Source organism: Azospirillum canadense (genome assembly GCF_025961225.1).
GTDB lineage: Bacteria > Pseudomonadota > Alphaproteobacteria > Azospirillales > Azospirillaceae > Azospirillum > Azospirillum canadense.
The window spans coordinates 1,910,356-1,931,162 of the sequence record NZ_JAOQNG010000010.1; the positions used below are offsets into that span (position 1 = coordinate 1,910,356).

Consider the following 20,807-nt stretch of genomic DNA (forward strand, 5'->3'; position numbering starts at 1 on the left):
CCCGTCCAGCGCCGGCCTCAGGCGATGGTGCTGACCACCCCGCCGTCCACCCGCAGCCCCGCCCCCGTGGTGGCCGACGCCGCCGGGCTGCACAGGTAGGCGGCGAGGTTGGCGACCTCCTCCGGCTCGGCGAAGCGGCGGATCAGGGAGGACGGGCGCTCGTTGCGGAAGAAGTCGGCCTCCACCTGCTCCACGGTGCGCCCGGTGTTGCGGGCGATGTCCTTCAGGAAGGTCTCCACCCCTTCCGTCCGGGTCGGGCCGGGCAGCACGGCGTTCACCGTCACCCCCGTCCCCGCCAGCTCCGCCGCCAGACCGCGGGAGACGCTGAGCTGCGCGGTCTTGCTCATCCCGTAATGGATCATCTCCTTCGGGATGTTCAGGCCCGATTCGCTGGAGATGAACAGGATGCGCCCCCAACCGCGCTGCGCCATGCCCGGCGCGTAGGCGCGGGCGAAGCGGATGCCGCTCAGCACGTTGACGTCGAAGAAGCGGCGCCAGTCCTCGTCGGGGATCTCGAAGAAGGGCTTGGGTTCGAAGATGCCGAGGTTGTTGACCAGGATGTCCACGGCGGGCACGCGGGCGATCAGCGCATCGGCCCCTTCCGCCGTGGCGGCGTCCAGCGCGATGGGCTCCAGCGCCGCGTTGGGGACCGCGTCGCGGATGCGCTTGGCCGCGCGCTCGACGCCGTCCGCCGACCGCCCGTTGACCACCACCGTGGCGCCAAGGCCGGCGAGTTCGCGGGCGATGGCGAAGCCGATGCCGGCGGTGGACCCGGTCACCAGGGCGCGGCGGTTGCTGAGATCGAGGTTCATGGGAGAAATCCTGCTTAGCGGTTGACGGCCTGCATGCCGGCCTCGGGGTAGCGCGTGCCGGCGGCGGCACCCGGCGGGCAGGCGGCGTCGATGGCGGCGCGGTCGTCGGCGGTCAGCGAGACCGACAGGGCGCCGACGTTGTCCTCCAGGTAGCGGCGCCGCTTGGTGCCGGGAATCGGCACAACGTCCGGCCCGCGCGTCATCACCCAGGCGAGCGCCAGCTGCGCCGGCGTGCAGCCCTTGGCGCGGGCCATCTCCTCGATGCGGGCGACCAGGTCCAGGTTGCGCTGGAAGTTGTCGCCCTGGAAGCGCGGGGAGTTGCGGCGGTAGTCGTCGGGGGCGAAGTCCTCGAACCGCTTGTACTGGCCGGTCAGGAAGCCGCGCCCCAACGGGCTGTAGGCGACGAAGCCGATGCCCAGCTCCCGCACGGTGGGCAGGACCTCGTCCTCCGGGTCGCGGCTCCACAGCGAATATTCGCTCTGGAGCGCGGCGATGGGGTGCACCGCGTGGGCGCGGCGGATGGTCGCGGGGGCCGCCTCCGACAGGCCGAGGAAGCGCACCTTGCCCTGGCGGACCAGATCGGCCATGGCGCCGACCGTGTCCTCGATCGGCGTGTTGGGATCGACGCGGTGCTGGTAGTAGAGGTCGATCACGTCGACGCCCAGCCGCTTCAAACTCGCCTCGCAGGCTTGGCGGACATAGTCCGGCCGGCCGTTCACGCCCTGGAAGCTGCCGTCGGCCCCGCGCACGTTGCCGAACTTGGTCGCCAGAACCACTTGGTCGCGCCGGCCGCGGATGGCGCGGCCGACCAGCTCCTCGTTGCGGCCCACCCCGTACATGTCCGCGGTGTCCAGCAGGGTGACGCCGAGGTCCAGCGCGCGATGGATGGTGGCGATGGATTCCGCGTCGTCGCGCCCCGCGTAGAACTCCGACATGCCCATGCAGCCGAGCCCCATGGCCGAAACCTCCAGCCCCTGGCCGAGTCGTCGCTTGTCCATTCCCTGCCTCCCGGTTGTTGCCGGGGAAGAGGGTAGGGCGCGCGCCGGCTTTAGCCAGACGGCGAAAACCTCAACCCTCCCCGGCGGCGCGGGCAAGGATGGCCCCGCTGTCCACGCTCGGCGGCAGCGTGCCGAAGCACAGGCCCCAATGTCCGTCCAAGCGCGAGGCGCAGAATGCCTCCGCGACCACGGAGGGGGCGTGGCGCAGCAGCAGACCGGCCTGGAGCGCCAGGGCCAGCCGCTCCACCAGCCGGCGCGCGTGAAGCTCAAGCGTTGCAGGATCTGCGAACAGCGCGCGGGTGCTGCGGACCCAGCCGTCCAGCCGCCCGTCCAGACCGCACGCCGAGTCCAACTCCGCCTCCAGCGCGGCGCGCGCCGCGGGTTCCCGCTGCAGGGTGCGCAGCACGTCCAACGCGATCACGTTGCCGGAACCTTCCCAGATCGCGTTCAGCGGTGCCTCGCGGTAAAGGCGCGGCATGCCGCCGTCCTCGACGTAGCCGTTGCCGCCGTGGCACTCCAGCGCCTCATAGACCAGGGCGGGGCAGCGCTTGGTCACCCAGTATTTCATGATGGCGACCGCCAGCCGGGCGAAGGCGCGCGCCGCCGGGTCGGTCTCCCCCTCATCGAAGGCCCGGGCGACGCGCAGGACCAGTGCGGTCGCCGCCTCGCTCTCCAGCGCAAGGTCGGCCAGCACCGGGCGCATCAGCGGCTGCTCGACCAGTAGCCGGCCGAAGGCGCTGCGGTGGGCGGTGTGATGCAGGGCGCGCGACACGGCGGCGCGCATCAGCCCGGCGGCGGCGAAGCCGCAGTCCAGCCGCGTGTGGTGCACCATCTCGATGATGCCCAGCACGCCGCGGCCTTCCTCCCCGATCAGGATCGCCCAGGCGCCGTCGTATTCGATCTCGGCGGACGCGTTGGACCGGTTGCCGAGCTTGTCCTTCAGACGCTGAAGTTGAAACGCGTTGCGCGTCCCGTCCGGGCGCCAGCGCGGGACCAGGAAGCAGGACAGCCCGCGCTCCGTCTGCGCCAGCGTCAGGAAGGCGTCGGACATGGGGGCCGAGCAGAACCACTTGTGCCCGGTCAGCGCGTAGGCGCGCCCCGGCCCGGCATCGCCCAGCGCCTTTGCCACGGTGCTGTTGGCCCGCACGTCGGACCCGCCCTGCTTCTCCGTCATCGCCATGCCGACGGTCAGCCCGGTCTTCTCGCCCGGCGGCAGGAACCGCGGGTCGTAGCGGTCGGACAGGATGCCCGGCAGCCACGCCTCGGCGACCTCCGGCTGGCGGCGCAGCGCGGGGACCGCGGCGTAGGTCATCGCCACCGGGCACAGCACCCCGGCCTCGGCCTGCGTCAGCAGGTAGCCCATGGCGGCGTGCGCGACGTGGCCACCGCGTTGCCCGCTATCGCGGGTCCAGGCGACGGCGTGGATTCGATGGCGGAAGGCCAGCGCCATCAGCTCGTGGTAGGCGGGGTGGAACTCCACCTCGCCGATGCGCCGGCCGACCCGGTCGAAGATCCGCAGCTGGGGAGGGTTGCGGTTGGCCAGGTCGCCCAACTCCATCACCCGCTCGCTTCCGGCCTCGGCGCCCAAGGCGGCCAGCGCCCCGTCCGCCCAGTCTGCCCCTTCCCGGCGCACGGCCTCGCGCAGCACCGGGTCGGTGCGCCAGAGGTCGCGCGGCGCGAAGTCCGGCGGCTGGTTGGTCACGCTGTGCGTTGCGAACTCTGCGACGGGCGCGCGGTGGGCCATGGCCGTCCTCCCCGATGCTTCTCCCCCCCTTTGCGCCCGCCGCTGGCGCGAACCTGCGGCTATCCTCCGTCGGTTATGGGCAGGGAGACGTTATCCAAGGAGAGTTGCCATGAACGACGACACCTTCAACATGGGCACCCGGAAGTTCCTGAAAGTGGTCGGCGTGACCTCGCAACGCGAGATCGAGCGCGCCGTGAACGACGCGCTGGCCGCCGGCACGCTGAAGGGGAACGAAACGCTGAAGGCGCGTGTGGTCCTGACCATCGAGGGCCTGGACCTGTCGCACGAGATCAAAGGCGATATCCCGCTGGAATAGCGGGCAAAAAGCCCCTCGCCCTCGCGGGAGAGGGGCTTTACGGGCCTTCCTCGATCCGGTCCACGCGGTCGGGGTAGAAGGCCAGATGCTCCCGGATCTCCGCCACGGCGGGGTTGGGGGTCTCGTAGGTCCAGACGGCGTTCTCGGCCCGCCGGTCCCCGACGCGCAGGCTGTAGTAGGCCGCGTCGCCCTTGTAGGGGCAGTGGCTGGTGTGTGCCGTGCGCTCGAAGGCGGACAGGTCGGCGTCCTCCCGCGGGATGTAGAGGACGGCGGGATAGCTCGCCTCCTTCAGCGACAGGGCGCGCGTCGTATCGGCCACGACGCGCCCGGCGAAGACGACGCGGACGCGGTTCGGATTCGGCGTGATCGTGATGGGATGGTCGGGACCGGGGATTTTCATGGGGATGATGCTCCTTCCGGCGCGGCTGCGCCGTGATGGAGGTCGGGCCTTGCGGCCCCCCGGTCAAGCCCTCCCGGCGCCCGTTGCGCGCCAACCTCATGAAACCGAGCAAGGCGATTTCCGTGCGCCGTTTCAAGTGGTATGAAGGGGTTAAACCATTGGGTGTTGCGCGAGCCTTGCGGCTGGCGGACAAACACGGGGCGACCAGCGCGCCGCGTCGCGGAAAACGGGTTGTGAATGGAAGGTCTGGCCGTCGCGTCCAAGTATTCGGTCGGGGAAAAGCTTCACCACGGTGCGCTGGTGAGCGTGTACCGCGGCGTGCGCCTGGACGACGGGCTGCCGATCGTGCTGAAGCGGCTGGAACGGCCGCGCCCCAACTCCTCCGACGTGCCGCGCTTCCGCCGGGAGTTCGCGCTTGCCCGGGCGCTGGCCGCCGCCGGGGTGGTGGAGGTGTTCGACCTTGACGAGGGGCGGGACGGCCTGACGCTGGTCATGCGCGACCGCGGCGGCGCCAGCCTGGACCGCATCCTGGAAGCCGGCCGGCCCACGGTGGCGGAGTCGCTGCGGATCGCCGCCGCCGCCGCCGCGGCGCTGGGGACCGTGCACGCGCGCAACGTCATCCACAAGGACGTCAGCCCGGCGAACATCATCTGGAACCGGCAGTCCGGCACGGTCGAACTGATCGACTTCGGCATCGCCGCCGAACTGGCCCGCGAGACGGCCAACGCCGCCCAGGCCTTCGAAGGCACGCTGCCCTACATCGCGCCGGAGCAGACCGGCCGCATGAACCGCTCCGTGGACTGGCGGGCCGACTTCTACGCGCTGGGCGCCACGCTCTATGAACTGCTGACCGGCCAGGTCCCCTTCGAAGGGGAGGACACGCTGGCCGTGGTGCACGGCCACATCGCCCGCGCACCCGTCCCGCCCTGCCAGCTCGCCCCGTCGGTGCCCGCCCAGGTGTCCGACATCGTGCTGAAGCTGCTGTCCAAGGACCCGGAGGCGCGCTACCAGAGCGGCCACGGCCTGAAGGCCGACCTGGAGGCCTGCATCGAGGCGCTGGAGGCCGGCCTTCCGGTGCCCGTCTTCGCGCTGGGCCGACAGGACCGCAGCGAGCGCTTCCGCATTCCGGAACGGCTGTACGGCCGGGAAGAGGAAGCGCGGCTTCTGCTCGCCGCCTACGAGCGGGTGTGCGGCGGGCGGGCGGAACTTCTGCTGGTCGGTGGATCGCCGGGCATCGGCAAGTCGGCGCTGGTGCACGAGGTGCACAAGCCGATGACCGCCAAGCGCGGGCATTTCGTCGAGGGCAAGTTCGACCAGGTCAAGCGCGCCATCCCCTATTCCGCGCTGATCCAGGCCTTCGACCAACTCGCCCGCCGCCTGCTGGCGGAGCCTGAGGCGGAGCTGGCCGAACGGCGCGCCGTGCTGGCGCAGGCGGTGGGCTCCACCGGTGCGGTGGTGACGGAGCTGATCCCGTCGCTGGCCCTGATCCTGGGGGAACAGCCGCCGGTGCCGCCGCTGGGCCCGGTGGAGAGCGAGTTCCGCTTCCAGATGACCTTCCAGAACCTGGTGATGGCTCTGGCCACGCCGGAACGGCCGCTGGTGGTCTTCCTGGACGACCTGCAATGGGCCGACCGTCCCTCGCTCGACCTGCTGGCCAAGCTCGCGGGCTGCGCCGACCTGCGCCACGTGCTGCTGATCGGCGCCTTCCGCGACGCCGAGGTGCCGGAGGGCCACGCCTTCCACAAGACGGTGGAGGCGGTGCGCGACGCCGGGACTCACGTCGAGTCGCTGGCGGTCGCGCCGCTGGACGAGACGGCGGTGCGCCGGCTGGTCGCCGACACGCTGCGCCGCGAGGAGCGGGAAGTGGCGGCGCTGGCCGAGGTGTGCCGCGCCAAGACCGAGGGCAACCCCTTCTTCCTGGCGCAGTTCCTGCTGTCGCTGGTCGAGGCCGGGCTGGTCCGATTCGATCCCGCGGCCGGCGCCTGGGGCTGGGACCAGGGCGCCGTCGCCGGGCACGCCAGCACGGCCAACGTGGTCGAGCTGATGGTCGCCAAACTGCAACGCCTGCCAGCGGAAACGCAGCGGGTGCTCAGCCTCGCGGCCTGCGTCGGAAACAGCTTCGACCTGGGCACGCTGGCGGTGGCCGCCGACCGGCCGGTGCCGGATCTGGCCGGCGCGCTGTGGCCCGCCCTGCGGGAGGAACTGGTCCTCCCCGTCGGCGACGCCTACCGCTATGCGTCCGACGGCTCGCGCGCAATGACCGCGGACGAGGCGAGCGCGCTGCTCGCCAGCCGCTACCGCTTCCTGCACGACCGCGTCCAGCAGGCCGCCTACGCCCTGATCCCGGAGGCGGAGCGGGCGGCGACCCACCTGTCCATCGGGCGGCTTCTGCTCGCCCGCGGAGAAGCCGGGGAACGCGGGGAGCGGCTGTTCGACATCGTCGCCCACGTCAACCAGGGCGTGGCGCTGGTCACCGACGCCGAGGAACGGCACCGGATGGCGCGCCTGAACCTGGACGCCGCCAAGCAGGCCAACGCCTCGGCCGCCTTCGAGCCCGCCGCCCTCTACGCGGAGGCCGGGCTGGCCTTCATGGGGGACGAGGGCTGGGGGCCCGACTATCCCCTGATGCTGGAGCTGTCGCTGGCGGCGGTCGGGGCCGCCTGCATGGGCAGCGACTACGCCAAGGCCGACGCGCTGGCCGAGGCGCTGGCATCCAAGGTCCGCGATCCGGCCGACGCCGTGCCGGCCCGCTTCTTCCAGGTCAGCGCGGCGACGGTGCGCGGCGACCTGCGCCAGGCGCTGGACGTCGGCATGGAGGCGGTGCGGGCGCTGGGCGTCCACCTACCGCGGCGTGGCAGTGCGCTGTCGATCCTCTCCGCGCTGGCGTGCGGCGGCTGGGCCATGCTGCGCCACAACCGCCGGCCGGCGCGCCCGGTCACCGACCCGGTGGAGCTGGCGCGCGTGCAGATGACCGTCCGGCTGCTGTCGGTGCTCAGCACGGCCGCCTTCGTGGCGCGGCGCGACCTGATGGTGCCCATCTCCATGCGCAACATCCGGACCGCGCTGGGGTCCGGCGTGCCGACCTTCACGGCCGGCGCCCACGTCACCTGGGCGGCCATCGCCGCCAGCGCCGGCCTGCGCGGGGCCGCCTACCGCTCCGCCAAGCGCGCGATGGACATGGCGGACGCCGGCATCCGCTCCACGCGCGCGGGCCAGGCCATGTACGTCTCCAACTATTACGGCCTGCACTGGGTCAGGCCGCTGTCGGAGATCCGCCCGGCGATGCTGGAGGCGCACCAGTTGGCGCTCAACGGCGGGGAAAGCGACGACGCCGGCTACACGCTGGTGACGTGGCTGCGCATCGGCTGGCACATGGGGACCGAGCTGTCGCGGCTGGAGGCCGAGTCGCAGGACGTGCTGCGCCGGCTGACCCGCATCGGCTTCCAGTTCTACACGCCCTTCGTCGCCGGCCTCGCCCAGGCCATCGAGAACCTGCGCCAGGGGACCGCCACGCCCTGGCGCCTGACCGGCCGCTACCTGGACGAGGAGAAGACGCTGGCCGACCTGAAGGCGGCCAACAACAGCTTCGCGGTCGCCGGCTTCCTGCTGGTCAAGATGCAGATCGCCCGCATGTTCGGCGCCGCCACCGAGGCCCGCGCGATCCGCAAGGAGTTCGCCGGCTACACCCAGGCCCAGCGCGGCAACTACCTGCAGGCCGTCGCCCTGTTCGAAAGCGGTCTGGTGGAGGCCATGGGCCCCTTCTCCACCCAGGCGGAGCGGCGGCGCGCCGGGCGTGCGCTGACGCGGACGATCCGCTGGTTCCGCAAGAGCACGGCCGTCGGCCCGGCCAACCACCGCCACCGGCTGTTGCTGCTGGAGGCCGAACAGCTGCGCCTGCTGAACAAGCCGGAGGTCGCGGCCCTGCGCTACGCCGCCGCCATCGCCGCGGCCGGCGAGTCGGGCTTCACGCATGAGCTGGCCGCCGCGAACGAGCGCGCCGCTGATTTCTACGCGGAGCGCGGCATGGGCGCGCTCTCCCTCTTCCACCGCACGCAGGCCCGCGACGTCTACCGCCGCTGGGAGGCCTGGGCCAAGGTCGCGGAGATGGAACGCCGCTTCCCCGAACTGGCGGCCCAGAACCACGGGACGCCAACTCGGGCGACGCGTCGCTCCTCCTCCACCGACCGGCTGAACACCGGGGCGCTGGACATCGAGGCGGTGCTGAAGGCCGCCCAGGCCATCTCCGGCGAAATCCACCGGGAGGCGCTGGTCGACCGGCTGCTGCGCACGGTGTTCGAGGTGGCAGGGGCGGAGCGCGGGGCGCTGCTCCTCTGCCGGTCGGACGGCCAGCTTGTCCTGGCCGCGGAAGGCGACGAATCGGCGGACGTCTACCGCGCCCTGCCGGGCTTGGCGCCGGACACGCCGGCCGAGGACGGCGGGCCGCGCCTTCCCGCGACCGTGGTCGCCTACACCGCCCGCGTGCTGGAGCCGGTGGTGCTGGCCGACGCCGTCGCCGATCCGCGCTTCGCCGAAGACCCCTACATCCGGGCGCGGCGGCCGAAGTCGGTGCTGACCCTGCCGCTGGCCCGCCAGGGGCAGCTGGTCGGCCTGCTCTATCTGGAGAACAACCTCGTCACCAACGCCTTCGTCGACCAGCGGCTGGAGGCGCCGCTGCTGCTGGCGGCGCAGATCGCCATCTCGCTGGAGAACGCGCGCCTCTACGACGAGCTGGCCGCCTTCAACCGGAACCTGGAAGGGCAGGTCGCCGACCGCACCCGCGCGCTCAGCGAGCAATCGGAGGTGCTGCGCCGGACCCTGGACGAGGTCAGCGCCGCCCATGCCCGCCTGCAGGAAACCCAGCAGCAGCTGGTCCAGGCGGAGAAGATGGCAGCACTCGGCCAGCTGGTGGCCGGCGTGGCGCACGAGATCAACACGCCGCTCGGCGTGGCGCTGACCGCCGCCTCCTTCCTGGCCGACGAGACGCACCGCATCGCCAAGGGGATCGAGGCCGGCAAGCTGCGCCGCGCCGAGTTCGATGCCTACGCGACGACGGCGGTGGATTCCACGACGCTTCTGCTGTCCAACCTCAGCCGCGCCGCCGACTTGGTCCAGGGTTTCAAGCAGGTGGCGGCCGACCAGACCAGCGACGAACGGCGGGTCTTCACCCTGGACGACTGGATCGGCGACCTCGTGCTCAGCCTCCGCCCCATGTGGCAGAAGCCGGGCCACAGGCTGACGGTGGACTGCCCGGAGCACATCCAGCTCGACAATTACCCGGGCGCGCTGGCGCAGATCCTGACGAACCTGATCTCCAACACGCTGGTGCACGGCTTTGAGGCCGGGCATGTCGGCCAGCTGGGCATTTCGGTGACGGAGCCCGACCCCGACAGCGTGGAGATCGTCTACACCGACGACGGCCGCGGCATCGCGCCGGACAACCTGCCGAGCATCTTCGACCCCTTCTACACCACCCGCCGCGCCCACGGCAGCACGGGGCTGGGGCTGCACATCGTCTACAACCTCGTCGCCCAACGCCTGGGCGGCACGATCAAGGTGACCAGCGAGATCGGGGCGGGGGTGCGGTTCACCCTGCGCTTCCCGCGGGTGGCGCCGGCGTAAAGTCCCCTCGCCCGCCTCCGGCGGGAGAGGGGACTTTACCGTCCCCCCAACAAATCCAGCGTCGCCAGGGCCATGACCTGCGCGGAATGCACCATGTCGTCGATGCCGACATACTCGTCCGGCTGGTGGGCGAGGTCGAGGATGCCCGGGCCATAGGCGATGCAGTCCTTCAGGTGGCCGACGCGCACGATGTGCTTCTGGTCGTAGGTGCCGGGGGACACCACCTGCACCGCCGGGCGCCCAAGCACCGTTTCGATCGCCGCCTCCACCGCGCGCACCACCGGCGCGTCGGCGTCGGTCATGGTCGGCAGGAAGGCCAGCACCTCCCGCAGCTCATAGTCGAAGCCGGGGCGCTCGCGCCGCAGGTCGTCCAGGATGCCGACGATCTCCGCTTTTACCGCGTCCGGATCCTCCTCGATCAGGTAGCGGCGGTCGATGACCATGCGGCAGCTGTCGGGCACGACCGGGCTCGGCAGGCCCTCGCGGTCCTCCGGCTGGCCGCCATGGATGGCGTTGACGTTCAGGGTGGACTGGCGCGCGCCCTCCGGCACCACGGGCATGGCGGTGCGCTTGGATGCCAGCCGCGGGATCAGATCCGTCTCGATCCGGTGCAGCACGGCGCCCATGTGCCGCACCGCGCAGTTGCCGAGGAAGGGCATGGAGCCGTGGGCGGTGCGCCCCTTCGTCTCGATCTCCGCCCACCAGACGCCGCGGTGGCCGATGCAGACCCGGTCGACGTTCAGCGGTTCCGGGATGATCACATGGTCGACACGCGGGCGGGAGAAGTAGCCGAGCCTCGCCAGATGCCCGACCCCGCCATAGCCGCCCGATTCCTCGTCCACCGTGCCGGAGATCTCCAGGGCACCGCCGAAGGGGATGCCCTCCTCCAGGATCGCCTCCACCGCGATGATGGAAGCGGCGATGCCGCCCTTCATGTCGCAGGCGCCGCGGCCGTAGACGCGCCCGTCTTTCACCACGCCTTCGAACGGATCGACGGTCCAGCCGCGCCCGGCCGGCACCACGTCGATGTGGCCGTTGAAGTGCACGCAGGGTCCGGGCCGCCGCCCCTCGATCCGGGCGATCACGTTGGTGCGCGGGTAGCGGTCGCTGTCGCCCGGCGCGCCTTCCGCCCGCACATACTCCAGCTGGAAACCGCGGGCGGCCAGCCGCCGGCCGATGAACTCCGCGCAATCGGTGTAGGCATCGCCTGGCGGGTTCACGGTGGGGATGCGGATCAGGTCGCGGGTCAGCGCGACCAGCTCGTCGCGCCGCTCCTCGATCCGGCGGAACAGGGACTCCTTCACGTCAGCCGACAATGCGTCCTCCCACGTGTTCTTTCGTGGAAGGATCGGGCATGGCCCCTCAGATGTCGAGGCCGATGTCCAGGTTGGGGGCGCTGTGGGTCAGCCAGCCGACGGAGATCATGTCGACGCCCGACTCCGCGATGGCGCGCACCGTGCCCAGCGTGACGTTGCCCGACGCCTCCGTCACCATGCGGCCGTCCACCAGGGCGACGGCGCGGCGCAGGGTTGCCGGGTCCATGTTGTCGAGCAGCACCACGTCGACGGGAAGGGTCAGCAACTCCTCCAACTGGTCCAGCGTGTCGACCTCCACCTCCACCTTCACCATGTGGCCGATGTTGGCGCGCACGCGCTCCACCGCCGGGCGGATGCCGCCGGCCACGGCGATGTGGTTGTCCTTGATCAGCACCGCGTCATCCAGCCCGAAGCGGTGGTTGAAGCCGCCGCCCAGCCGCACCGCGTGCTTTTCCAGAACGCGCAGGCCGGGGGTGGTCTTGCGGGTGCAGACGATGCGGGCATGGGTCCCCTCCACCTCGCGCACCAGGGCACGGGTGGCGGTGGCGATGCCGGACAGGCGGCCCATGATGTTCAGCGCCGTGCGCTCCGCCGTCAGCAGGGCGCGGGCGCGGCCGGTGACCGTGGCGATGGTGCCGCCGGGGGCGACGTCGCTGCCGTCCGGGCGCTCGACCGCCACCTCCACGGCCGGGTCGAGCGTGCGGAAGGCGGCGATGGCGACGTCCAGCCCGGCGACGCGGCCGTCCTTGCGCGCGGCGAGCCGGGCGGTGGCTGTGGCGTCGGCCGGGATGATGCTGTCGGTCGTGATGTCGCCGGCTCGCCCGAGATCCTCCGCCAAGGCGGCGCGGACGATGGGCTCATATGTCAGGGGATGGAGCATGCGGCGTCTCCGGTGCCAATCTGGCCAATTTGATTGATCAGGGTGCCGGCGCTGCCGGCGAGGTCCTTCAGGGTGAAGGCGTGGCGAAGGGCCGCCGCGTCTTCGTTGGGAAAGTCCGTACGGAAATGGGCGCCCCGGCTTTCGCAGCGGTTGAGCGCCGCGTGGACGACCAGACGCCCGGCCAGCAACCGGTTGCGCGCCTCGCCCCAGCGCCGAACGCTGGCAACGTCGGTCGGTCCGTCGCCGCGCAGCACGTCCAGCGCCACGGCCAGCCGGTCCAGCCGTTGCCGCGATGCCCGCAGGCCGGCGCCGTCGCGCACCAGCCCGGCGCCCTGGTAGAGCGTGCTCCGCGCCTCCGCCGTGATGGCGTCGATCAGCGCGGCGCCGACTCCGCCAGCGACCGCGAGCGGCTGGGGCAGGGCGAAGGGCGGCAGGGCGGGCAGCGTGCGTTCCGCCACATCCCGCGCGACCCGGGCGCCGAAGACCAACGCTTCCAGCAGGGAGTTGCTGGCCAGTCGGTTGGCCCCGTGCACGCCGGTGCACGCGACCTCGCCGCAGGCCCACAGCCCCTCCAGGTCGGTGCGGCCCGAGCGGTCGGTGACCACCCCGCCCATGTGGTAGTGGGCGGCCGGGGCGACCGGCATCGGCTCCGCCCACGGGTCCAGCCCGTGCGCGGCGCAGAGCGCCAGCACAGTGGGGAAGCCGTCGGGCTTGGCGGCCAGCGCCGGGCGCAGGTCCAGCGTCACCGGTTCCCCGGCCGCGACGCGGGCGCCGATGGCGCGGGCCACCACGTCGCGTGGGGCCAGTTCAGCCTGCGGATGCTCGTCCGGCATGAAGCGCCGGCCGTGCCCGTCGAGGAGCAAGGCGCCGGCGCCGCGCAGGGCTTCGGTCAGCAGCGGCGCGGGGTCGGCGTCCACCGCCAGCGCGGTGGGGTGGAACTGCACGAATTCCACGTCGGCCAGCGTTGCTCCGGCGCGGGCGGCGAGCGCCAGCCCGTCGCCGGTGGCCTCCGGCGGGTTGGTGGTGCGGGCGAAGGCCCCGCCGATGCCGCCGGTCGCCAGCACGACGCGCGGGGTGCGGTGGAACACCCAGCCCTTCGGGTGGCAGGCCAGCACGCCGCAGACGCGCCCGTTCCGCACGGCGAGATCCACCGCGAAGGCGTTCGTCTCCACCCGGATCGACGGCGTGCTGCGCACCCGCTCCGCCAGGGCGGCGACCAGGGTCGGGCCGGTGGCGTCGCCGCCGGCGTGAACGATGCGCGCCGCCCCGTGCGCGGCCTCCCGCCCCAACAAGGGGGCGCCGTCGGCGGCGCGGTCGAAGGGCAGGCCGGCGTCGAGCAGGGCTTGCACCCGCTCCGCCCCCTCGCGGGCCAGCAGCAGGGCGGCCTCGGCGTCCACGAAGCCGGCGCCCGCCGCGATGGTGTCGGCGGCGTGCGCCTCCGGCCAATCGTTGGGGCCGACCGCGGCGGCGATGCCGCCCTGGGCGTGGTTGCTCGACCCGCCGGGGAGGTCCGGCGTCTTGGTCAGCAGCGTGACGGCGCGCGGGGCGAGGTGAAGGGCCGTCGTCAGGCCGGCGAGCCCGGACCCGATGACGACCACGTCCGAGTCTTGAACGATGTAGGGGGTGACCATCGCGGCCTCCCTTGGGATGTGGCGATCAGCGCGGCTTTACGGCGAGCATCCGCTCGACGGAGCGGCGCGCCCGTTCGGCGATGGCGGCGTCGATGGACACCTGCGGTTCCAGCGTGCGCAAGCTGTCGAGGATGTTCGCCAGCGTGATCTTCTTCATGTGCGGGCACAGGTTGCAGGGCCGCACGAACTCGGTGTCCGGCGAGGCGGCGGCGACGTTGTCGCTCATGGAGCATTCTGTGACCATCAGCACGCGGGGCGGCCGGCGGTCGGCGACGAAATCGACCATGCGTGCGGTCGACCCCACGAAATCCGCGGCCTCCAGAACGTCCGGCGGGCATTCCGGGTGGGCGATCACGACCAGCTCGTCGAAGCGGCCACGGAACTCCCGGATCTCGTCGCCGGTGAAGCGCTCGTGCACCTCGCAATGGCCCTTCCAGGCGATGATCTCGACGCTGGTCTGGGTGGCGACGTACTTCGCCAGATACTCGTCGGGCAGCATGATGACGCGCGGCGCGCCCAGCGACTCCACCACCTCCACCGCGTTGCCGGAGGTGCAGCAGATGTCCACCTCCGCCTTCACCTCGGCGGAGGTGTTGACGTAGGCGACCACCGGCACGCCCGGGTAGCGCTCGCGCAGCAGGCGGACGTCGGCGGCGGTGATCGATTCGGCGAGCGAGCAGCCGGCGCCGGTGTCGGGGATCAGCACGGTCTTGGCCGGGTTCAGCAGCTTCGCCGTCTCCGCCATGAAATGCACGCCGGCCAGCACGATGACGTCCGCGTCGGTCTGCGTGGCCTTGGCGGCCAGCGCCAGACTGTCGCCGACGATGTCGGCCACACCGTGGAAGATCTCCGGCGTCTGGTAGTTGTGGGCCAGGATGACGGCGTTCCGCTCGCGCTTCAGGCGGTTGATCTCATGGACCAGCGGCGCGTGGAACGGCCATTCGACGGCGGGGATCACGCGCTTCACGCGCTCGTAGATCGGCCGCGTGGCCTCGGCGATGTCGGCGGTGTAGGCGAGAGCGCTGGTGGCGGGCATGACGCATCCCCTTAATGCTCCGTATGAGCAAAACCATAAATGCTCGAACTGAGCATATCAAGAGGGAAAATGCGGGGCGCTACCCTGGGCGGGAGGCGCCCTTTTCTGGATGGCTTTCACCACAGAGACACAGAGGCACGGAGAAAGAATTTCGTAGGTTGGGTGGAGCGTCAGCGCAACCCAACACCCACGCATCGCAAGCACTGTTGGGTTACGCTGACGCTTCACCCAACCTGCGATCCTCTCTGTGTCTCCGTGCCTCTGTGGTGAGTCGCCCCGATTACTTTCGCTGCGCCGACTGCGCGTAGATGTAGGCGTCGAAGGAGTTCTCGGCGACGCGGAACCACAGGCGCTCTTCCTCGCAGAAGGGCTTCCAGGCGTCGTAGACCTTCTTGAAGCGCGGGTTCTTGGCCGACAGCTCGTCGTACAGCTCGTAGGCGATCTTCTCGCAGGCCTGCATGACCTCGCGCGGGAAGGCGCGCAGCTGCACGCCGCTGGCGACAAGGCGCTTCAGAGCCGCCGCGTTGACCGTGTCGTACTTGGCGATCATCCAGGCGTTGGCCTCCCAGCAGGCCTGCTCCAGGATAACCTTGTAGGAGGCCGGCAGCTGCTCCCACGCCGTGATGTTGATCATCAGCGGGATCTGGGCGGAGCCCTCCCACCAGCCGGGGGCATAGTAGTATTTGGCGACCTTGTGGAAGCCCAGCTTCTCGTCGTCGTAGGGGCCGACGAACTCCGCCGCGTCGATGGTGCCGCGCTCCAGCGCCGGGTAGATGTCGCCGCCGCCCAGCTGCTGCGGGACGAGGCCCAGCTTGCCCATGATCGTGCCGGCCAAGCCGCCGACGCGCATCTTCAGGCCGCTCAGATCCTCGGTGGTCTTGATCTCCTTGCGGAACCAGCCGCCCATCTGGGCGGACGTGTTGCCGGCCGGGATGTTGTAAATGTTGTGTTCCTTGAACAGCTCCCGCATCAGCTCAAGCCCGCCGCCGTGCATCATCCAGGCGATGTGCTGGCGCGTGTTCAGGCCGAAGGGCATGGCCGTGTCGAAGCAGAAAGTCGGGTCCTTGCCGATGTAGAAATAGGCCGCCGACTGGCCGCACTCGACGGTGCCGTTCTGCACGGCGTCCAGGACCTGGAGCGCTGGGACGATCTCGCCGGCCGCGAAGGTGCGGATCTGGAACTTGTTGTCGGTCGCGGCGGCGACGCGCCGCGCGATCAGCTCCACCGCGCCATAGATGGTGTCCAGGCTCTTCGGGTAGCTCGACGCCAGGCGCCACTTGATCTCCGGCTGGCTCTGCGCGATGGCCGGGGCCGCGACGGAAGTGGCGGCAAGGCCGACGCCCGCGCTGGTCAGAAAGGCACGACGTTTCATGGCAGGGGTGACTCCCGTCCCTTTTCATTCTGTTTATGGCGCGGGGTTTAGCCGAAAATGTCGCCGACCGCCACCCGCGAGGATGCAAGGCCGCCGTGCGCCCCCGAATGCGCCGTCTAAAGCAGCATTGTCTTGATCTTGCGCGCAAGCCATCATCCGCCCCGCCCACAATCAAACCATCAAAGAAGGGAAACGCACGGGCATGGACGCGCAGGACCTGCGGGCGCTTCAGGCGCCGCTGAAGGACAAGTACAAGGAATCGCCGGACGCGGCGGTCGTCACCCTGAAGGCCAAGGGGGCGCTGGACGACAGCGGCATTGCCTGCAAGGTGGACACCGGCCGCGCGCTGGTGGAGGCCGGCCTGCACCCGGCGACCGGCGGGCCGGGCACCCAGGCCTGTTCCGGCGACATGCTGCTGGAGGCCTTGGTCGCCTGCGCCGGCGTGACGCTGAAGGCGGTCGCCACGGCGCTGGAGTTCAAGCTTCGCGGCGGCACCGTGTCGGCGGAAGGGGATCTCGACTTTCGCGGCACGCTGGGCGTGGCGAAGGACGCGCCGGTCGGCTTCCGGTCCATCCGCCTGCGCTTCGACCTGGACACCGATGAGCCCGCCGAGCGCATCGCCACCCTGACCAAGCTGACGGAGCGCTACTGCGTCGTCTACCAGACGCTGGCCAACCCGCCGCCGCTGGCGCTGGCGATCGAGACCTCGGCCGGGTGACTCGGGCCAGGTGATCCGGCTTCCGGCCCCGGCGCGGTTGGCGGGGCCGGTCGCCAATCAGTCGTTCAGGAAGGGGTTGTAGAGCCGCTCCTCCCCGATGGTGGACATCGGGCCGTGGCCGGGGATGAAGGCGACGTCGTCGCCCAGCGGGAACAGCTTGGTGCGGATCGACTGGATCAGGTCGCCGTGGTTGCCCTTGGGGAAGTCGGTGCGGCCGATGGAGCCCTGGAACAGCACGTCGCCGACGATGGCGAGCTTGCTGGGCTTGTGCACGAACACAACGTGGCCCGGCGTGTGGCCCGGGCAGTGGTGGACGTCCAGCGTCAGGTTGCCGACGGTCACCGTGTCACCCTCGTCCAGCCAGCGGTCGGGGGTGAAGGCGCGGACCGGCGGGAAGCCGAACATCTGGCTTTGCATCGGCATGCCGTCGATCCAGAACTTGTCCTCCGGGTGCGGCCCCTCGATGGGCAGCTTCAGCTGGTCGGCGAGGTCGGCGACACCGCCGGCATGGTCGATGTGGCCGTGCGTGACCAGGATCTTCTCCAACGTCACGCCCTTCGATTCGGCGGCGCGCAGGACGCGCTCGATCTCCCCGCCCGGATCGACGGCCGCACCCTTCATCGTTTCGGGGCACCAGAGCACCGTGCAGTTCTGCTGGAACGGAGTGACCGGGACAATGATGGTCTGCATGCCGCGTCCTTCGCGAATCGGTGATAAATCGGGCTGGACCTTACGCGGCGACGTTGGGCGGGGCAAGATCCGGTACCATTTCCCGTACGGCGCGGCTATATGGGGTAAGGCTTCTCCATTTTCCTTTCCATGCCGCCGCCAGGAGCGGATCCGGACCGAATGCTGTCGCAAAAAGCCAAATACGCCCTGCGCGCGCTGATCATGCTCGCCGAACGGACCGACGATGAGTTGGTCCTGATCGCGGAGATCGCAGAGCGGGAGAACATCCCGCGCAAGTTCCTGGAAGCCATCCTGGTCGAACTGCGCAAGCACGGGCTGCTGTTCGCCAAGCGGGGCAAGAGCGGCGGCTACCGGCTGGCACGTCCGGCGGCGGAGATTTCCTTCGGCGAGGTGATCCGCCTGATCGACGGGCATCTGGCGCCGATCCCCTGCGCCAGCAAGAACTCCTTCCGGCCCTGCGATGACTGCATCGATCCCGCCACCTGCTCGGTGCGCTGGCTGATGGTGCAGGTCCGCGACGCCACCGCGAACGTGCTCGACAACCAGTCGCTCGCCGACGCGCTGCGCCATCGGCAGGCCACCGGCGGGTTGCCGGTCAACTTCGACATTTGACGGGCGTGGTGTTGGGTTACGCCTGCGGCTGCACCCAACCTACGGCGCGAACCTCGTAGGTCGGGTGGAGCGAAGCGCAACCCGACATCATCCCCTCACGGCATCAGGTCCGTCGCCACGAAGACGCGGTCGAGCGCGCGGTTCGTCGCCTCCCGCACGATGCCGGCTTCCAGCAACTCGTCCACCAGAAGCTGCGCGCCGCGGAAGGTGCTGCCCAGGCGTTTCTGCACGCGGCGGACGGTGAAGGCCGGTTCCTCGAACAGGAAGTCCAGCACGTCCGGCAGGCGGGAGTTGCGGCGCTTCGACCCGACCCGCCGCCGCCAGCCCTCCGCCGTCTGGTCCAGCGCCAGGGCGCGCCGCCGCTCGCGCCGCGCGGTTTCCGCGACCGCGTCGGTCAGCCACAGGCGCCAGGCCTCGTCGCGCCCGCGCGCGGCGATCCCGGCGGCGGTCCGCTCGGTCTGCAAGGCGACCGACATCGGCAGCCAGACATGCGGCGCCCGGCAGGTCCGCGCCACCGCAAGGGCGCCCATCAGCCGCGCCGCGGGCACGGCCCAGGTCGGGATGCGCAGGTCCGGCGCGGGGCGGAGCAGGTCGGCCAGCGTGCCGACCGCGCCGAGCATTCCCGGCTGCTGGCCGGCTACGTCGAGCCGCTGGAGCAGCGTGGCGGCGTCATCTTCGCGCTCCGGCGACAGGACCAGCCGGCCGGGGTCGCGCCCGGACACCTCCGCCTGAAGGCAGCGCCACAGCGCCTCCACCCAGCGCAGCGTCCAGGGCTGCGGCGCCTCGGCGCGCGGCGGCACCTCTCCATCGTCCGAGTCGCCGTCTTCGTCGTCCAGGCCAAGGCGATCGAGGCTCCCGGGGTCGGCCAGGCTGGCCTCCAGTTCCGCCACCGCCCGCCACGCGTCGGCCACGGCACCCGCGGCGGGGGCAGGGCGGGCCGTGTTCTGGTCATAGGCGGCGGGTGCCGTGATGACGCCCTGGGTGAACAGGGCGCCCTGCCACAGGGCGCGGACTGATTGGGCCGCACCGCGTCCGGCGGTGGGGACGAGGTCGGTGTTGACGGTCGCCACCAGAAATTCGGTCGCATCCACCGCCACGCCGTCGAGGCGCGCCGCGGCGCAGGCTTCCCGCCGCGCCGCGTCGGCCCACAGCCGGCGTCGGCGCACCGGTTCCTCCACCACCTCCGCCAAGCGGCCGAGCGCGCGTTCGGCCTCCAGCAGGGCGGTCAGGAAAGCGGGGGAGAGGGCTGTCGGCGTCATGATGGTCGGCATCGGCGAGGGCGGGGCAGGCTCCTTGCATGATACCGAAGCGAGGCTTCGCTACCAATAAGATCGGTCTGCCAAGATCGGTCTGCCAAGATCAGGCTGCGCGAACGGGGGCTTGTGTGAAATCGGCTTGCCTTGCGCGCGGCGTGGCAAAAAATGGCTTTGCGCCGTCTCGCCTGTTTTGGCAAACTCTACGGGAGATATAGAAAATATAACACAGAGTTTGCAGGTAAATACTGTGGTATGAGGGCGCCTCCGTCGTCCGCCACACGCCGGTTTCCAACAGCCGGTCCGGTTCAACAGAGGGAGTGCGTCATGCCGTTCCGTCACCGCCTGTCCGTCCTGGCCGCGGGCGCTCTCTTCGCCGTCCTGGGCATGACCCTGGGTGCGACCGCCGCCAAGGCGCAGAACACGCTGCTGAACGTCTCCTATGATCCGACGCGCGAATTCTACGTCGAGATCAACAAGGCCTTCGCCCAGAAATGGCAGAAGGACGGCGGCGGCAAGATCACCATCAAGCAGTCGCACGGCGGCTCGGGCAAGCAGGCGCGCTCGGTCATCGACGGGCTGGACGCCGACGTGGTCACGCTGGCGCTCGCCTACGACATCGACGCCATCGCCGACGCCGGGCTTCTGCCGAAGGACTGGATGGCGCGCCTGCCGGACAACAGCGCCCCCTACACCTCGACCATCGTGTTCCTGGTGCGCAAGGGCAACCCCAAGCAGATCAAGGACTGGAACGACCTGGTGAAGCCGGGCGTGGCGGTGGTCACGCCAAACCCGAAGACGTCCGGCGGCGCCCGCTGGAACTACCTGGGCGCCTGGGCCTACGCGCTGGCGCAGAACAACAACGACGAGGGCAAGGCCAAGGCCTTCGTGGGCGACCTGTTCAAGAACGTGCCGGTGCTGGACAGCGGCGCCCGCGGCGCCACGGTGACCTTCACCCAGCGCGGCATCGGCGACGTCCTGCTCGCCTGGGAAAACGAGGCCTATCTGTCCTTGCAGGAGTTCGGCGCCGACAAGTTCGAGATCGTCGTGCCGTCCCTGTCGATCCTGGCCGAACCGTCGGTCGCGGTGGTCGACAGCGTGGTCGACCGCAAGGGCACGCGGAAGCTCGCCGAGGCGTATCTCCAGTTCCTCTACAGCCCGGAAGGGCAGGAAATTGCGGCGAAGAACTTCTATCGCCCTCGCCTGAAGGAACTGGCAACCCGGTATGCGGACCGCTTCGCCAATGTTAAGCTGGTGACCATCGACCAGTCCTTCGGCGGCTGGCGCAAGGCCCAGGAGACTCACTTCGCGGATGGCGGCGTCTTCGACCAGATCTATCAGAAGGGCCGCTGATCCGTGGTCGCGGCTTCCTCCACCGACGACGCCGCGCTCCCCTCATCGGGGGGCACG

General features: G+C 70.6%; 16 protein-coding genes. 5 read left to right on the forward strand and 11 right to left on the reverse strand.

Annotated features, from left to right (window positions below; translation table 11 throughout):
• Positions 1-17: 17 nt before the first annotated feature.
• The 3 genes from M2351_RS44530 to M2351_RS44540 all read right to left on the reverse strand — a co-directional run bounded on the left by M2351_RS44530 (position 18) and on the right by M2351_RS44540 (position 3,554).
• Positions 18-812, reverse strand: a complete 795-nt coding sequence (locus tag M2351_RS44530) for an SDR family NAD(P)-dependent oxidoreductase (protein ID WP_264662344.1) — start codon at positions 810-812, stop codon at positions 18-20.
• Positions 813-826: 14 nt separating this feature from the next.
• Positions 827-1,810, reverse strand: a complete 984-nt coding sequence (locus tag M2351_RS44535; RefSeq protein WP_264662345.1) for an aldo/keto reductase — start codon at positions 1,808-1,810, stop codon at positions 827-829.
• 70 nt (positions 1,811-1,880) lie between these two features.
• On the reverse strand, positions 1,881-3,554 hold the full coding sequence (locus tag M2351_RS44540; RefSeq protein WP_264662346.1) for an acyl-CoA dehydrogenase family protein: 1,674 nt from the start codon (positions 3,552-3,554) through the stop codon (positions 1,881-1,883).
• Between the two features lie 109 nt (positions 3,555-3,663).
• Between M2351_RS44540 and M2351_RS44545 the strand changes: the two genes are divergently transcribed.
• Entirely contained in the window at positions 3,664-3,870 is a 207-nt protein-coding gene (locus tag M2351_RS44545) for a DUF6494 family protein (protein ID WP_209769951.1), read from the forward strand.
• A 37-nt stretch (positions 3,871-3,907) separates the two neighbouring features.
• Here the strand turns inward: M2351_RS44545 and M2351_RS44550 are convergent, their stop codons facing one another.
• Positions 3,908-4,270: a DUF427 domain-containing protein gene (locus tag M2351_RS44550; RefSeq protein WP_264662347.1), complete on the reverse strand. Its 363-nt coding sequence runs from the start codon at positions 4,268-4,270 to the stop codon at positions 3,908-3,910.
• A 237-nt stretch (positions 4,271-4,507) separates the two neighbouring features.
• Here M2351_RS44550 and M2351_RS44555 point away from each other — a divergent pair, with 237 nt between their 5' ends.
• The gene (locus tag M2351_RS44555) at positions 4,508-9,889 is read left to right on the forward strand and encodes a trifunctional serine/threonine-protein kinase/ATP-binding protein/sensor histidine kinase (RefSeq protein ID WP_264662348.1); all 5,382 of its coding nucleotides are present in this window, start codon (positions 4,508-4,510) and stop codon (positions 9,887-9,889) included.
• Positions 9,890-9,924: 35 nt separating this feature from the next.
• Here M2351_RS44555 and M2351_RS44560 read toward each other — a convergent pair whose 3' ends face one another.
• From M2351_RS44560 to M2351_RS44580, 5 genes are all read right to left on the reverse strand, one after another.
• A complete protein-coding gene (locus tag M2351_RS44560) occupies positions 9,925-11,205 on the reverse strand; it encodes an acetylornithine deacetylase/succinyl-diaminopimelate desuccinylase family protein (protein ID WP_264662349.1) in 1,281 nt (426 codons plus the stop codon).
• Between the two features lie 46 nt (positions 11,206-11,251).
• Positions 11,252-12,085, reverse strand: coding sequence for a carboxylating nicotinate-nucleotide diphosphorylase (gene nadC / locus M2351_RS44565; protein WP_264662350.1), 834 nt, complete (start codon positions 12,083-12,085; stop codon positions 11,252-11,254).
• A complete protein-coding gene (locus M2351_RS44570) occupies positions 12,070-13,716 on the reverse strand; it encodes an L-aspartate oxidase (RefSeq protein ID WP_264662351.1) in 1,647 nt (548 codons plus the stop codon). The genes nadC and M2351_RS44570 overlap by 16 nt, the downstream gene beginning before the upstream one ends.
• Before the next feature lie 25 nt (positions 13,717-13,741).
• Positions 13,742-14,752: a quinolinate synthase NadA gene (nadA, locus tag M2351_RS44575; protein WP_264662352.1), complete on the reverse strand. Its 1,011-nt coding sequence runs from the start codon at positions 14,750-14,752 to the stop codon at positions 13,742-13,744.
• A gap of 280 nt (positions 14,753-15,032) precedes the next feature.
• Positions 15,033-16,124, reverse strand: a complete 1,092-nt coding sequence (locus M2351_RS44580; RefSeq protein WP_264662353.1) for a TRAP transporter substrate-binding protein — start codon at positions 16,122-16,124, stop codon at positions 15,033-15,035.
• A 202-nt stretch (positions 16,125-16,326) separates the two neighbouring features.
• On the opposite strand from M2351_RS44580, the gene M2351_RS44585 reads away from it, so the two are divergent.
• Positions 16,327-16,842, forward strand: coding sequence for an OsmC family protein (locus M2351_RS44585; RefSeq protein ID WP_264662354.1), 516 nt, complete (start codon positions 16,327-16,329; stop codon positions 16,840-16,842).
• Positions 16,843-16,899: 57 nt separating this feature from the next.
• Here M2351_RS44585 and M2351_RS44590 read toward each other — a convergent pair whose 3' ends face one another.
• Positions 16,900-17,532: an MBL fold metallo-hydrolase gene (locus tag M2351_RS44590; protein ID WP_264662355.1), complete on the reverse strand. Its 633-nt coding sequence runs from the start codon at positions 17,530-17,532 to the stop codon at positions 16,900-16,902.
• Between the two features lie 159 nt (positions 17,533-17,691).
• Between M2351_RS44590 and M2351_RS44595 the strand changes: the two genes are divergently transcribed.
• On the forward strand, positions 17,692-18,144 hold the full coding sequence (locus M2351_RS44595; RefSeq protein ID WP_209769937.1) for an RrF2 family transcriptional regulator: 453 nt from the start codon (positions 17,692-17,694) through the stop codon (positions 18,142-18,144).
• A gap of 95 nt (positions 18,145-18,239) precedes the next feature.
• Here the strand turns inward: M2351_RS44595 and M2351_RS44600 are convergent, their stop codons facing one another.
• Complete coding sequence (locus M2351_RS44600; protein ID WP_264662356.1) at positions 18,240-19,403, reverse strand: hypothetical protein; 1,164 nt, start codon at positions 19,401-19,403, stop codon at positions 18,240-18,242.
• A 321-nt stretch (positions 19,404-19,724) separates the two neighbouring features.
• Between M2351_RS44600 and M2351_RS44605 the strand changes: the two genes are divergently transcribed.
• Positions 19,725-20,750, forward strand: a complete 1,026-nt coding sequence (locus M2351_RS44605) for a sulfate ABC transporter substrate-binding protein (protein WP_319801976.1) — start codon at positions 19,725-19,727, stop codon at positions 20,748-20,750.
• Positions 20,751-20,807 lie beyond the last annotated feature (57 nt).

Excerpts from the sequence above, each read along its gene's own strand:
- M2351_RS44530 (WP_264662344.1), bottom strand. The coding sequence starts at position 812 with ATGAACCTCGATCTCAGCAACCGCCGCGCCCTGGTGACCGGGTCCACC.
- M2351_RS44535 (WP_264662345.1), bottom strand. The coding sequence starts at position 1,810 with ATGGACAAGCGACGACTCGGCCAGGGGCTGGAGGTTTCGGCCATGGGG.
- M2351_RS44540 (WP_264662346.1), bottom strand. The coding sequence starts at position 3,554 with ATGGCCCACCGCGCGCCCGTCGCAGAGTTCGCAACGCACAGCGTGACC.
- M2351_RS44545 (WP_209769951.1), top strand. The coding sequence starts at position 3,664 with ATGAACGACGACACCTTCAACATGGGCACCCGGAAGTTCCTGAAAGTG.
- M2351_RS44550 (WP_264662347.1), bottom strand. The coding sequence starts at position 4,270 with ATGAAAATCCCCGGTCCCGACCATCCCATCACGATCACGCCGAATCCG.
- M2351_RS44555 (WP_264662348.1), top strand. The coding sequence starts at position 4,508 with ATGGAAGGTCTGGCCGTCGCGTCCAAGTATTCGGTCGGGGAAAAGCTT.
- nadC (WP_264662350.1), bottom strand. The coding sequence starts at position 12,085 with ATGCTCCATCCCCTGACATATGAGCCCATCGTCCGCGCCGCCTTGGCG.
- M2351_RS44570 (WP_264662351.1), bottom strand. The coding sequence starts at position 13,716 with ATGGTCACCCCCTACATCGTTCAAGACTCGGACGTGGTCGTCATCGGG.
- nadA (WP_264662352.1), bottom strand. The coding sequence starts at position 14,752 with ATGCCCGCCACCAGCGCTCTCGCCTACACCGCCGACATCGCCGAGGCC.
- M2351_RS44580 (WP_264662353.1), bottom strand. The coding sequence starts at position 16,124 with ATGAAACGTCGTGCCTTTCTGACCAGCGCGGGCGTCGGCCTTGCCGCC.
- M2351_RS44585 (WP_264662354.1), top strand. The coding sequence starts at position 16,327 with ATGGACGCGCAGGACCTGCGGGCGCTTCAGGCGCCGCTGAAGGACAAG.
- M2351_RS44590 (WP_264662355.1), bottom strand. The coding sequence starts at position 17,532 with ATGCAGACCATCATTGTCCCGGTCACTCCGTTCCAGCAGAACTGCACG.
- M2351_RS44595 (WP_209769937.1), top strand. The coding sequence starts at position 17,692 with ATGCTGTCGCAAAAAGCCAAATACGCCCTGCGCGCGCTGATCATGCTC.
- M2351_RS44600 (WP_264662356.1), bottom strand. The coding sequence starts at position 19,403 with ATGACGCCGACAGCCCTCTCCCCCGCTTTCCTGACCGCCCTGCTGGAG.
- M2351_RS44605 (WP_319801976.1), top strand. The coding sequence starts at position 19,725 with ATGCCGTTCCGTCACCGCCTGTCCGTCCTGGCCGCGGGCGCTCTCTTC.